The sequence below is a fragment of the Trichocoleus sp. Lan genome, assembly GCF_039961855.1.
Taxonomy (GTDB): Bacteria; Cyanobacteriota; Cyanobacteriia; order Cyanobacteriales; family FACHB-T130; genus FACHB-T130.
The window spans coordinates 91,707-104,258 of record NZ_JAMPKA010000016.1 but is presented as its reverse complement, the minus strand read 5'-3'; the positions used below and the strand labels follow the sequence as shown (position 1 = coordinate 104,258).

14 protein-coding genes are annotated in these 12,552 nt (G+C 46.8%); 8 read left to right on the top strand and 6 right to left on the bottom strand.

Translation table 11 applies throughout. The features are described 5' to 3' along the window. Window positions 1–176: 176 nt before the first annotated feature. The 3 genes from NDA03_RS15715 to NDA03_RS15705 form a co-directional block, all read right to left on the bottom strand. Entirely contained in the window at window positions 177–875 is a 699-nt protein-coding gene (locus NDA03_RS15715) for a TIGR00266 family protein (RefSeq protein ID WP_347276185.1), read from the bottom strand. 74 nt (window positions 876–949) lie between these two features. Next, entirely contained in the window at window positions 950–1,627 is a 678-nt protein-coding gene (locus NDA03_RS15710) for a TIGR00266 family protein (protein WP_348238563.1), read from the bottom strand. Between the two features lie 67 nt (window positions 1,628–1,694). Beyond that, window positions 1,695–2,360: a TIGR00266 family protein gene (locus tag NDA03_RS15705; RefSeq protein WP_190429149.1), complete on the bottom strand. Its 666-nt coding sequence runs from the start codon at window positions 2,358–2,360 to the stop codon at window positions 1,695–1,697. Window positions 2,361–2,572: 212 nt separating this feature from the next. On the opposite strand from NDA03_RS15705, the gene rsmA reads away from it, so the two are divergent. The 8 genes from rsmA to pth all read left to right on the top strand — a co-directional run bounded on the left by rsmA (window position 2,573) and on the right by pth (window position 9,606). Next, on the top strand, window positions 2,573–3,424 hold the full coding sequence (rsmA, locus tag NDA03_RS15700; RefSeq protein ID WP_190429159.1) for a 16S rRNA (adenine(1518)-N(6)/adenine(1519)-N(6))-dimethyltransferase RsmA: 852 nt from the start codon (window positions 2,573–2,575) through the stop codon (window positions 3,422–3,424). Between the two features lie 137 nt (window positions 3,425–3,561). After that, window positions 3,562–4,509: a 4-(cytidine 5'-diphospho)-2-C-methyl-D-erythritol kinase gene (ispE, locus tag NDA03_RS15695; protein WP_348238534.1), complete on the top strand. Its 948-nt coding sequence runs from the start codon at window positions 3,562–3,564 to the stop codon at window positions 4,507–4,509. Window positions 4,510–4,558: 49 nt separating this feature from the next. Further along, window positions 4,559–4,894, top strand: coding sequence for a DUF3082 domain-containing protein (locus NDA03_RS15690; protein ID WP_348232039.1), 336 nt, complete (start codon window positions 4,559–4,561; stop codon window positions 4,892–4,894). Window positions 4,895–4,992: 98 nt separating this feature from the next. Further along, window positions 4,993–5,169, top strand: a complete 177-nt coding sequence (locus NDA03_RS15685) for a hypothetical protein (protein ID WP_348238533.1) — start codon at window positions 4,993–4,995, stop codon at window positions 5,167–5,169. 628 nt (window positions 5,170–5,797) lie between these two features. Continuing rightward, window positions 5,798–7,465, top strand: coding sequence for an HD family phosphohydrolase (locus NDA03_RS15680; RefSeq protein ID WP_190674875.1), 1,668 nt, complete (start codon window positions 5,798–5,800; stop codon window positions 7,463–7,465). Window positions 7,466–7,994: 529 nt separating this feature from the next. Further along, on the top strand, window positions 7,995–8,219 hold the full coding sequence (locus NDA03_RS15675) for a DUF2811 domain-containing protein (RefSeq protein WP_190411595.1): 225 nt from the start codon (window positions 7,995–7,997) through the stop codon (window positions 8,217–8,219). Between the two features lie 68 nt (window positions 8,220–8,287). Then, entirely contained in the window at window positions 8,288–8,875 is a 588-nt protein-coding gene (hemJ, locus tag NDA03_RS15670; RefSeq protein WP_190429146.1) for a protoporphyrinogen oxidase HemJ, read from the top strand. 68 nt (window positions 8,876–8,943) lie between these two features. Continuing rightward, entirely contained in the window at window positions 8,944–9,606 is a 663-nt protein-coding gene (gene pth, locus NDA03_RS15665) for an aminoacyl-tRNA hydrolase (protein ID WP_242037719.1), read from the top strand. A gap of 41 nt (window positions 9,607–9,647) precedes the next feature. Here the strand turns inward: pth and rpsU are convergent, their stop codons facing one another. The 3 genes from rpsU to NDA03_RS15650 all read right to left on the bottom strand — a co-directional run bounded on the left by rpsU (window position 9,648) and on the right by NDA03_RS15650 (window position 12,544). Beyond that, window positions 9,648–9,830, bottom strand: a complete 183-nt coding sequence (rpsU, locus tag NDA03_RS15660) for a 30S ribosomal protein S21 (protein ID WP_190411722.1) — start codon at window positions 9,828–9,830, stop codon at window positions 9,648–9,650. A gap of 613 nt (window positions 9,831–10,443) precedes the next feature. Then, complete coding sequence (locus NDA03_RS15655) at window positions 10,444–10,764, bottom strand: RNA-binding protein (protein WP_190411592.1); 321 nt, start codon at window positions 10,762–10,764, stop codon at window positions 10,444–10,446. Between the two features lie 499 nt (window positions 10,765–11,263). Next, window positions 11,264–12,544, bottom strand: a complete 1,281-nt coding sequence (locus NDA03_RS15650; RefSeq protein ID WP_190524064.1) for a hypothetical protein — start codon at window positions 12,542–12,544, stop codon at window positions 11,264–11,266. Window positions 12,545–12,552: the final 8 nt, after the last annotated feature.

Here is a 12,552-nt window from a genome sequence, read left to right as displayed (position 1 = left end):
TTTAGATGCCCTACAGTTCACCCCCACCCCATTTACCCACAGGGGTTCAATATTCTCCCCTCTCCGTTCGCGGAGAGGGATTGGGGGTGAGGTTCCTCTCTATTGCCCTTAAGTAAGAACCGACATAACGCGACCGTCTAAAAGTTCTATTTCGTGCAGTTACAGCAAGATTCAGCTTAGTTACTACTCTTCACGGGACGGAACGGATTCAAGAAATTTACCAGTGCATAAAGCTCACGCGACTGAATCCATAAACGTCCTTTACCCCGGAAGCGGCAAACTAATCCTTCCCCGCCCAAAATTCCAGTTCTCAGCCCTTTAAATGACAAGCCTCCCAACATTTCGACATTGTATTGTAACGAGTCTTCAAACGCCACAATATAGCCCGTATCTACTACATAATCACCGGCAACTGGAATTTCTACAATTGCCCCATAAGAACTAAACCAGATATCTCCTTGACCTGTTGCTCTCAGTAAAAATAACGACTCCCCACTAAAGAAGCCCTTAAAACCTTGAAACTTAGTATCAATTTCGACACTAGGGTTAGCTGCAACAAAACCCGAAGATTGCACCATCAATCCATTACCACTCAGGTAGTAATGCTGAATGTCTCCAGGGACTCCAGGCGAAACATAGAGTTGTCCTGCCCTTCCTTCAGCGGTAAATTCACTCAAAAATAAAGATTCACCGCCCAGCATCCGACCGATACCTTGCATTAAGCCACCTTTGACTTTGGACTTCATTTTAATGCAAGTATCCATTGCTGCCATTGCGCCCGATTCTACCAAGACAGTTTGATTTGCTTGTAAGTCGAGGCGTAGGGAAGCATAGGCTGGGGAATGCTCGATTTCGTAGGCAATCTCATTCATAATTATCCTTTGCTAATTCCTAATTGAAGGATGGGTAATCGTTCAAAATCTATTTATCAATGACAAATTCCCACTCTTTATCGCGGCGGAAGCTGAGAACCCACTAGCACCCCGAAGGCACCTGGATTGTGAGTTTGGCAAAACACTCGACCTTGCCCTTGAAACCGACAAACGAATCCTTCTCCGCCCAAAAACGAACCAATTAAACTGGAAGTTGCTTTTTTAATTTCAAACTTCAGGCTTTTTTCAAACGCCACAATATGTCCCGTGTCAACGATATATTCGCCATTCACAGGAATTTCATAAATTGCCCCAAAGGAAGAAAGCAGAACAGAGCCATGACCGCTAACATTTAACCAAAAAATTGATTCCCCAGAAAACAAAGATTTCATGCCTTGAAATCCTAATTCAAGATCAACATCTGACTCGCTAGCAAGGTAAGAAGCAGATTGGACGACTAGCCCAGATCCAGTCATTTCATAAAGCAAAATATCACCCATCAATTTGGGAGCTAAAAATACTTCACCGCCAGCCGTGGGAGAGCGAAAAACGCTCAAAAACAGCGACTCACCGGCAACCATGCGTTTCAGACCGCCCAAAATTCCGCCGCCTTTTCCTTGCCTTAAAGTCGTACTGGCATTGATATAACCGCTCATGGCAATCATCCTGCCAGCTTCTGCGACTAATTCTTCACCGGCACCGAGAGTAACGCGAGCGATCGCGCTGTCCGGTTGATGTAAAACTTCCACATCCATCGCTACAAATCCTCTTGATTTATGCACTCAGCAATTAGGTGAAAAAGCTATTACGATCGGCTTTTTCTTAACGAAATTTAGGACGTAAATATCCGACCAAACCCCCAATACTGCGAGATTGTAAATAAATTTCTCCTTGCCCCGTCAGCCGGTTGACTAACCCTTCCCCCGACGTGACAGAACCAAGCAAGCCGCCTGCGAGTCCAACATTCATTTTGATGCCAGGTTCGTAGGCAACTAAGTGACCGCTATCAACCACAAATTCCCCGGTTATCCGTTTTTGAATGATGCCGCCATAAGCACCGAAAAATACCTGACCTTGACCGCTTAACTTCAGCTTAAACAGCCCTTCTCCTGAGATCCAGCTCTTAAAACCTGCCCACTGAACTCCCATTTTCACGCCTGGACTATGGGCAATATAAGCACCTGGTTGAAAGCAAATTTCTCGTCCGCCCCGCAAGTCAATACAAGCTATATCGCCAATGGTGGATTGAGTCAAGATTAAATTCAGAGGTTGCTGTGTATTGTTGGTAAAAACATTCACAAAAAGGGATTCCCCACCAAAGAATTTCTTTAGCAATCCAGAGATTAAACCCCCTGAAAATTCCGTCTTTATCGACAATTTGGCATCCATACTGGTCATAGCTCCCGCCTCAGCAGTGAGGCTATCACCTGGATTCAGGATGACAAAAATAGAGGCAAAGGCTGGTTTATAGCGAATTTCGTACTTCACCGACAAATCTCCTGCTTGTGGAGGATGCAAACCTATACAAGTCTGGCAGAAGTTTTTCCGGTATCCAGATTTTTTTAAGAAAAAGCAATAAGTCGATCCGGGGCGACTGAGGCGGCTTGGCTCTAGATTTAGGGCATTATTTAGCTTTGGGGAAGCAGCAACTTGACCGCGTGGTAGGTTGGAAGGAAGACTGTAACAGCATCCTTTCCTCCATGCGATCGCCTCAACCTCGAAAACAATTTGCTCAACACTGGCTGCGGAGTGACAAGGCGCTCAATCAAATTGTCGCCGCAGCGGAGTTATCCAGCAGCGAGTCGCCTGAGGGCGATCGCTCCGCTTCACGGGTCTTAGAAATTGGCCCCGGCACCGGCATCCTGACTCGTCGCTTATTACCTTTAGCTCAATCTGTTGTTGCGGTTGAAATTGACCGCGATTTATGTCAACTGCTGGCTAAACAATTAGGTAAAGTCGATCATTTTTTACTTTTGCAAGGCGATTTCCTTTCATTCGACTTAGACGCTCAACTTGCTCCTTTTCCAGCGTTCCAACATCCCAATAAAGTTGTTGCCAATATTCCTTACAACATCACCGGCCCAATTCTGGAAAAGTTGTTAGGTACCATTGCCCAGCCAGCCGCTAAGCCGTTTGATTCCATCGTGCTGCTGGTACAAAAAGAAGTTGCACAAAGGCTTTATGCCAAACCAGGCACGAAACATTTTGGGGCATTAACCGTGCGGGTGCAGTATTTGGCAGAGTGCGAGTTAATCTGTATTGTGCCAGCGGGAGCATTTTATCCGCCGCCCAAAGTAGATTCAGCGGTAGTGCGGCTGCGTCCGCGATTGATAGAACCGCCCGCCCAGAACCCCAAGCACCTAGAGAATTTAGTCAAACTCGGCTTTGCCGAAAAGCGCAAAATGTTGCGAAATAATCTGAAAAGTGTGGTTGAACGCGATCGCCTCACCCAAATACTGGAACAATTAGAAGTAAACCCTCAAGCCCGCGCCGAAGACTTGGGCCTTACCCAGTGGGTTGCTTTGAGTAATTTGCTCAAGCCTAACGACTAAAGTTGCGGCTACACAAACTCTTGTCAGGATGGTGCGCGGACTGAAAAGATCGCTTGTTTGACTAAGCCTGCTCTCGTCAAACTTGGTTTATGTAGCCCCAGTATGAGAGCCTGTGGGCATATATCTACAAAACCCTAATGCGTTCCTATACCCTGATTTCCCCAGCCAAAATTAATCTGTATCTGGAAATTATCAGCGATCGCCCGGATGGTTATCACGAACTGGCGATGGTGCTGCAAAGTGTCGGTCTTACCGACCAAATTGATTTGCGATCGCTTAGCACTGAATCCATCCAAGTTCACTGCGATCATCCCCTAGTACCGTCAGACAAAACCAACCTTGCCTACCGCGCAGCAGAATTGATGGCGGCAGAATTTCCCCAAGCTTTTGCCCAGTACGGCGGTGTCGCGATTAACATCAACAAACGAATCCCCGTGGGGGCAGGGTTAGCAGGGGGATCTAGCAATGCTGCTGCTGTTTTAATGGGAATCGATTTGCTGTGGCATCTAGGACTCACTCAGTCGGAATTGCAAGAACTGGCAGCAAAAATTGGCTCAGATGTCCCGTTTTGCATCGCGGGGGGGACAGCGCTGGCAACTGGGCGAGGCGAACAACTCTCTCCCCTCCCTAATTTGGAGCATCCCTGGGTGGTATTGGGCAAATACCGCAACCTTGCGGTATCTACACCCTGGGCTTATCAAACTTACCGGCAGAAGTATATCAGTACCTACGTTTCTGACGCTGATAGTTTAGAGGTTCGCAGACAACGGGTACATTCTGGAGCGATGGTTAACGCCATCTTCAAGAAAGATCAGGTGAAAATCGGTCAATTACTGCACAATGACTTAGAAAAAGTCGTATTGCCGGAGTATCCCCAAGTGCTGCGACTGCGGGAAGCGTTCTATGAAGCGGGGGTCTTGGGGGCAATGATGTCGGGATCGGGGCCAACCGTGTTTGCTCTTTCGGAATCAGAAGCCAAGGCACAACAAGTACAGCAGCACGTAAGAAAGTCAATCCCCGAACCCAATTTAGATTTGTGGGTAGCACCGTTTACCACCGCTGGGATTCGGGTTGTTGCCCATTGATTGCGCTAAATATTCACTACCCCCTAATTGCGAATCGCTCAATTAATCTATGAATAATCCGAACACTACCCAAAACCCACCAGCCCCAGTCCAAACGCCCACGAGTCCTCTACGCTGTTTGAGTGGTGCGTCGATCGCAGGAGCAATGGCAACAGGTTGTTATTTCCTCACCAATTCAATTGCTCAAAGCTTTGCTGCCAAGCCCATCCACTCGGATAATGTAACGACCATCAATATTGCGATCGCTGTTCGCACCCTCGTGGTGGGCGTCAGCACGCTGGCAACCTCTATCTTTGCCTTAGTGGCTGTTGGTCTAGTTGCCTTAGCGATCCAAATCGCCTTTCAACGCTTGACGAATCGGACGCCTCCACCCAGTCAAAATTAGAATTCTTATCTAATTACTTTCAGGGCAAAGCGAGATACCCGTCGAGAGCTTTAACATCCCAAAAGTCGGGTGGGCATTTTTATCTTGAGACAAATGGAATGAATCGGGGAAGCTTGCCGATGGTGGGTGCTAGCTTCCCAATTTTCCGCGCCGTTAGCGAACTAGAGCAATCCGATTTGAGCGGTGAGCCAGCCCATCATATCCCCGACTTCTCTCCCGAAGTCTGGGATCTCACCTTTCCGAGTTATTTAGAACTGCGATGCCTAATCCGATGAGCAACTACTAGGGAAATTGTAATGAGTATTACAATTTCGCACTGTCAAAAAGACTTGTCTTGGCAATTTTTTCTAATGCGGCTTTCTTGCCCATCACCGCCACAAACTCCTATTTTAAGGCAAGATGAGCTTGATTCTAGCTAACTTAGCTCGCATCTCCCGAAAGTCATTAAAAAGAATCAGTAAAAATGCCGATGACTGGTACGCCAAATTACCTGGAAATTAGAATTTAGGACTCAGCAACCAGTGTAAATTTTTCAAGAAGAATTATGAAGAATAGATGAAGTATGCAAATAAGTAATCACTCTAAAAAGACGGTTTTTAGCCTTTTCAACAGACTCGACAGTAACTTTCAAGACAAACTATGCTTCTGATTTCGTCGCAAATCTTGCTAACTTTATCTTTTCTTTAAAATCTCTGTTTAGAGCTGCGTAGAAATAGCAGATGATAGTCATAGAGAGGTTCGCTCCAAAAACTAGGATTAAAATACTCCTGGTTGAGCGAGGAGCATTACCGGCTGCAAAGATAAACCCGGTATTCCTGCTCTGCGGTGCCTGAGTTGCTTTTTTAGAAACCTATATTCAAGCAGCTACCATCAAGCTTACGTGTAATCAAACGGTGCATACTTATGACTGTCTCCCCTTGCCAGATAATCACAGCGAAGAACCAAGTGTGGCTTCCGGAAATCAAAGAGCCAGCAGAACTCATTGAGCAACTTTTGGCAATCGGGACAGCGCTTTCGAGCAGTCATAATTTAAAAGAATTACTGAATCTGATTTTATCGAAGAGTCGGGAAATTACTTGTAGTGATGCGGGGAGTGTTTATTTAGTAGAGCGAAGTAGTGCCACTCCCAAGTTAGTGTTTAAGGTCGCGCAAAATGATTCTCAATGCAGCGATTCCTTTCAAGAGTTTTTGATGCCATTGACTCCCAAAAGTCTGGCAGGGTATGTGGCGCTGACAGGTGAAAGCTTAAATTTGCCGGATGCTTATAATTTACCCCTGGAAGTTCCCTATCAGTTGGATCGCAGTTTTGACAGCTCGATTCCTTACCATACTCGCTCCGTCTTAGTGCTACCCATGCAAGACGGTGAAGGGGAAATTATTGGGGTGCTTCAGCTAATTAATCGCAAGGTTAATCGTGATGCGATTGTCACGCCTGAAAATGTGCTGAATGTTACCCAACCTTATTCTGCTTGGGAAGAGCGCGTTGTGCGCTCGCTTGCTTCTCAGGCGGCGATCTCGATCGAACGCAATCAGCTGCAAGAAAGTATTGAAAATCTATTTGAGGGCTTTGTTAGAGCTTCTGTCCAAATTATTGAAACACGAGATCCCACAACATCCGGGCATTCCGAACGAGTTGCCGACTTAGTGGTGCGTCTCTCGCAAGAAGCCAGTACAATTACCACGGGATCGCTGCGGTCAATTTATTTTAACGAACGCCAAATCCAAGAAATTCGCTACGCTGCACTGTTACATGACTTTGGCAAAGTCAGTACACCCGAAGCCATTCTGGGGAAGCAGAAAAAACTCTACCCATCCCAGATAGAGGTGATTCGTAACCGCTTTGCTGTGGCGCAGCGAACGCTGGAAATGGAATGCGCCCAGACTAAATTTAAGTATTTACTGGAGCATCCCAGCCATCAACATAAAGATTCGGAAATTGTCTGTTCCCACTGCCAACAGCTACAACAATTAGATAGTCAGTTAGAGGATGCGATCGCGCAACTCAATGAATATTGGCATCTCCTACTAGAGGCGAACGAACCCCACATTCTCGCCCAAGAGCTTCCAGAACGGCTCCAAGAGCTGTCTGGTTACACTTATCAAGATGTGGATGGACAGATCAAGCCTCTCCTCTCACCGACAGAGATTGCTCAGCTGATGGTGCCACAAGGCAACCTGACAACCGAAGAGCGTTTAATCATCCAAGCGCACGTCACGCACACTTTTGAGTTTCTCAACCGGATACCCTGGACGAAACACCTCAAAGATGTTCCCGCGATCGCCGCAGGGCATCACGAAAAACTCGACGGGAGTGGCTACCCTCAAGGCTTGAAACAGGAAGCGATTCCAATTCAGTCTCAGATATTGACAATTGCGGATATTTATGATGCTCTTACAGCAAGCGATCGCCCCTATAAGCGCCGCTTGCCCGTAGAAACTGCCCTGAAAATCCTCAAAGCAGAAGCCGCCCAAAACAAAATCAACAGCGACCTCGTTACCCTGTTTGAGCAACGCCAAGTTTTCGCTGCTTTGGGACATTCCCTCTCAGTTCCAGCTCCTTCAGCCGCCTGATTCCGTAGGATAGCCATTTAAGGTTGAAATGTTGGATCGGATTAAAACGTTAAATTTTAACCGACCAACGTTTTAAAGTATCAACATTTCAACCCTCGACTGAGTATCAGCCGTCCTTCGATTAGCACTTTGCAATTCTTATCTTTCACCCAACTTTTCCCCACCCATTCCCCAGCCTTTCCACAAAGGCGTTCAACTTTTTCCACAGGTTCTCTGACCTTTTCCACAGGGTTGAACACTCGGATCGGGTTTTGCTGTTCGATTGGGGATTTTTCTAAAAGACAGTAACTCAGCCGAGAGCAACCGAGTTTTTGTAAAGATAAGTAACAAAAATCCGCCTACAAAGCTGATTAACTCGTGAATATTTTTTAGACATACCCCGGCCTGTAATATTTCGCAGCATTGACAACCCTACCCCCTCTCAGCAGACAATGATGCGACGGTCAGTGTGATTGGCAACTGCAAGACTGACCCTTGTAAGGGCATGGGCCTGTTGCGCCCTTACCCATAGACAACGCAAAGGAATTCTATGAACACAAATATCAGTATCTTGGCAGAAATTCCCGAAGACCTACACGAATCTCTCAAAGATTACCTGGAAACTCATCCCGATTGGGATCAAGACCGGGTATTTGCCGCAGCGCTGTCGCTGTTCTTGCTGCAAAATGGTAATGGCAGCACCCCAGAAGCTTCGCACAGTTATCGCAAAGCAGCACGGGTCTATCTGGAAACTCTCTTCCAGCACTCAGTTTGAAAAATTGCTCTGCTACCCTTGCAAAAACTTGTTGATTTTACAGAGTTTGACTGTAGAGGACACGATTGATGGCTTATTTCTGGTTTAAGGCTTTTCACATTGTCGGCTTTGTGGTTTGGTTTGCAGGCTTGTTCTACCTAGTACGTTTATTTATTTATCACGTAGAGGCGTCGGAACAGCCAGAACCTGCCCAAACGATTCTGAAGAATCAGTATCAGATTATGGAAAAACGCCTTTACAACATCATCACTACACCGGGCATGATTGTCACGGTAGCGATGGCAATTGGTCTGGTAAGTACTGAGACTGAAGTGCTACGAGAGAGTTGGTTGCATATCAAACTCGGTCTGGTGACTGCTTTGATTGGCTACCATCATTACTGTGGTCGTCTCATCAAACAGTTAGCCGAAGACCGATGCACCTGGAATAGTCAGCAGTTACGCGCTTTGAATGAAGCGCCGACGTTACTTTTAGTGGTGATTGTTTTGCTGGCTGTGTTTAAGAATAGCCTGCCTACAGACATTACCACTTGGCTCGTTGTTGGGCTGATTGTGACGATGGCAGCGACCATTCAGCTTTATGCGAAAAAGCGCAAGCGAGACCAAGAAAAACTCATTGCTTCTGTTCCCCAAGAAGAGGCTCAACAAGTAATCTGACGAAGTTAGCGATCGCTTCTTAATTCGCTTGACCCAGGTTAGTGGTTACTAATCATCGACAATTGATAATGGACAATCAAAAAATGACCACTGACAACGGAAAGGCAACCTCTACTCTAGTGATTCCCCAGCTAATCGTTGGTCTGGGGAATCCAGAACCCAAGTACGAGAAGACGCGACACAATATCGGGTTTGAAGTGATTGATGCCTTAGCGCGTTCCTGGCAAATTTCCAAGAGTGAAAATCGCAAGTTCCAGGGGGAGTTTGGGGAGGGACGCGGATTACACGGAGACAAGGTGCGGTTACTCAAACCCCTTACCTATATGAATCTCTCCGGACAGGCAATTCGCGCGGTGACGGATTGGTATAAATTGCCGCCAGAGTCTGTCCTAGTAATTTATGACGATATGGATTTGCCGCTGGGAAAGATTCGCTTGCGTCTTTCTGGTTCGGCTGGGGGACATAATGGAATGAAGTCTGCGATCGCTCATCTCGGTACTCAAAATTTCCCTCGATTGCGGATTGGCATCGGTAAAACCAAAGTAGAACAGGACACGGTTTCCCACGTCTTGGGTCGGTTTTCCCCTGATGAAAGTAAAGCTTTGTCTGATGTCATGCAACTCGTGGTTGAGGCGGTGGAGTTGAGCCTCAAACAAGGAGTTGAGAAATCTATGAGTCTTTACAATAGCCGTAGTGTTATGGCAAATAAAGAATCTAAAGAAGCGCCCTAGCTGATGCTGTAGTGGTAGCACGCCAGGGCAACTCACTTTTGTTACCCAAAACGTCTTTTTTTGCGGCGGGCAGCAGTTGCCTTGCGCTTGCGCTTTTCTATGGGAGTTTCAAAATGCCGCCGATATCTAAAATCTGCTAAGATTCCAGCCTTGGATACTTGCCGTTTGAAGCGGCGCAAAGCTGATTCTATTCCCTCATTTTCGCCTAAAACCACTTGGGTCATTCTTGATGATTCCTCTGTATAGGTGATTAAGTTGCTTTTCGGGTGTGAACTTAATCCACGATCGATGGCTTCCCGTGAGCGATCGCAGCTTTCGTTCATTCCTCCTGCGATTGGAGCAGGGGCAAGGGTTATGACCATGTCCCTACTGCCGTTTTCGGTGTGTTTCGGGTAAAGACTTGGCTGCCGAGTCTCTAGTGCCCTACTCACCTCCAGACCCTTTGCGTACTGGAGTTGTACAGACCCAATATCGCTTCTGTACAAAGCTTTTTGCTTATTGTTTTTCCCGACGAGTGCGATTAGCCTACCAACGTACTCAGTCTCGAACTTCCAGGAGCAGCCCTACCTTATTCAGTCGCTCTGAGTACCTGAGATGACTCCAGCCAAACGACGGGCGAGCAGCACACTTAAGCTACCCTAAGCATTGATTGTACCATGCGCCACCCAGCATCTTACGACTAACCTGGTCTGGTGTAGTCGTAAGATGCTGGGCGCATTTTTACTCAATTTTGACCAACTAACACTGCTAGTCCCTAACCGAAATCAAGCAGAGAATTACAGGCAATCGATCTTTGCTGTTATTCCAATCTCAAGTTGACATGATTAAGCCACTAGCTCAATAGCGCCGGGAAGAGAAATTTCCTCCTCCTCCTTGACCGCTCCTGCTTCCTGGACTGCGACTCCCACCCCTATCTTCACGGGGTTTGGCTTTATTTACTTTCAGGGTGCGACCCATCCACTCTGCTCCATCGAGGGCTTCAATTGCAGCTTCCTCTTCAGCATCCGTTCCCATTTCCACAAATCCAAAGCCACGCATCCGCCCCGTTTCTCGATCTGTAGGCAGCTGAACTCGTTTAACGGTTCCGTACTCTGTAAAGACAGATGTGAGATCGTCTTGCGTAACTTCGTAGGATAGGTTTCCTACATATATCGACACGGAAATATCTCCACCATTCAATATTTTCAAGCTCCAGTTTCGGAGAGCTATTTGCCCACACAGTAGAGATAAACTTGCTGCGCGAGTAACAAAGCTTACATCCGATTCTGATTCACGAGCAAGATTTTAGCATAAAATTTATTTTCTGCATCGAACCGTTCCTAACTTTTCATTAAGCAGGCGTACAAAATCAGGGGAAAACTGTTTTTCACCAGCAGCAGAAGTCGGATTTCTTCGTCTGTGTACCCTCCTTGCGCCCCCGCGAACCCCCTCAATTCCTCCACTAAGGGAAGGAGGCTTAGGGGGTTAGGGATTGTATTTGAGCTAACTGTTACCATTTCACTTTTGTGAGGCTACACATCAGCTTTCCTGAACCCCTGCTGAATTCGGGGCAATAGACAGATGAAATGTAGTGGTAATTGGAAAAACTAGAAAAGTAAAAAATAATGCCTCTTGCCTTCGTTGGGGCAATCAGCGGCAATTCCTGATAATATTTAGCTCATAATATTTGGCTCAAGCAGGAAACATCAGCATCCCCAAAGTGTAGGCTTAAAGCTACATTCAGATTTTCCAGAGATTTGATTAACCACGGCACACCATCTCTGGCATAAGACTCGTAGTGGTTAAAAAGAATTGAAAATCGCTTTTCCAAGTAGGGCTTGACCTTGCGGCACAGCAGCACTATTTTCAAAAGCAAGCCGGTTGTGAATGTCGCCCCCAAATTCGTAATCAGATCGACGAAGACATAGTGATTCGGTCGCTGCGGACTTTCTACCACTAAAAAGTTCAACAATTGACTACAAGTTCGGACAATCAAGAATTCGCTAGGTCTTTGGGAATCGCTATTCGGGAGAGTGTTTTTTAGCTGGGCATACAAGCGCTCGTTAAACTGACGTTTACCAAATTCTGGGTCAATGGAAGCGGTCAGATATTCGTATAAATCCCATTTAAAAGCTCTGTAGGAAGGTGTTTGGCTAGTGTGGGTGAGGAAGCGCTGTGATAAATCCCGGTAGGTGTGGGAGCCTTCTACTTTGCCGTAAAATTGTTTGAGAGCAACACCCAGTTCGCGATCGCTCAATAACGTTGGATTCGTCACCGGCTGGATAATTCGTTCGCGTTGACTGGGGCAAGTCTGACGCGACACTTGGGCACGCCGTACTTGGTAAGTCACGTACTGAGACAAATCGACTTCAAATCCCCGCTGAATTCGGGATTGAATTTGCCGAACTGTTTGCTGATGCTCGTAAGAACTGTCTTCACTCAACAGGCAATGTTCATATAGGTAGGGATACCGGCGAATTAAGCTTCCTAAAGGCTTAGAGTCATTGCCAGCTGCCTCTGCGGCTTGACTCATCACCTGGGCTAGCCGTCGCAGGGTCAGATATTGCTCCGTCTGGTTGAAAATCCTTACCAGTTCCCGCAAACGTCTGGCTCCGCGAGAGCGAACCGTTCCCATGACCGGAGGCGTCTGGAATATTTCTACCAAATCCGGGATGGACGCTTGGAGATTGGGGTGCATCTGCCAGCGATTGATCAGAATATGGCAGCACCGATTAAGAATAAACCGGAATTCCTGCTCAGCCTGCTTGGAAGTCGTAATTCTCTCCAGCGCCATCCAGATTTTTGGCTCTGAATACCCCACGCCATCCATGAACAGCTGGCGAAATCGCTCGATCATCCGACTGGGTGATTCATGTTGAACCCAGTAAAGCAAATGATCGTAAAGCTGCTGCTCTTCAGTGCTAGTGTGTCGGTGATAACAGTCTGTCCAGGTTGTCACTTCAATGC

Bases quoted from the DNA above. Each gene is read 5' to 3' on its own strand.
- hemJ (WP_190429146.1), top strand. From the start codon at position 8,288: ATGGCTTATTTCTGGTTTAAGGCTTTTCACATTGTCGGCTTTGTGGTT.
- NDA03_RS15690 (WP_348232039.1), top strand. From the start codon at position 4,559: ATGAATAATCCGAACACTACCCAAAACCCACCAGCCCCAGTCCAAACG.
- NDA03_RS15685 (WP_348238533.1), top strand. From the start codon at position 4,993: ATGAATCGGGGAAGCTTGCCGATGGTGGGTGCTAGCTTCCCAATTTTC.
- NDA03_RS15675 (WP_190411595.1), top strand. From the start codon at position 7,995: ATGAACACAAATATCAGTATCTTGGCAGAAATTCCCGAAGACCTACAC.
- pth (WP_242037719.1), top strand. From the start codon at position 8,944: ATGGACAATCAAAAAATGACCACTGACAACGGAAAGGCAACCTCTACT.
- ispE (WP_348238534.1), top strand. From the start codon at position 3,562: ATGCGTTCCTATACCCTGATTTCCCCAGCCAAAATTAATCTGTATCTG.
- NDA03_RS15680 (WP_190674875.1), top strand. From the start codon at position 5,798: ATGACTGTCTCCCCTTGCCAGATAATCACAGCGAAGAACCAAGTGTGG.
- rpsU (WP_190411722.1), bottom strand. From the start codon at position 9,830: ATGACCCAAGTGGTTTTAGGCGAAAATGAGGGAATAGAATCAGCTTTG.
- NDA03_RS15710 (WP_348238563.1), bottom strand. From the start codon at position 1,627: ATGGATGTGGAAGTTTTACATCAACCGGACAGCGCGATCGCTCGCGTT.
- rsmA (WP_190429159.1), top strand. From the start codon at position 2,573: ATGCGATCGCCTCAACCTCGAAAACAATTTGCTCAACACTGGCTGCGG.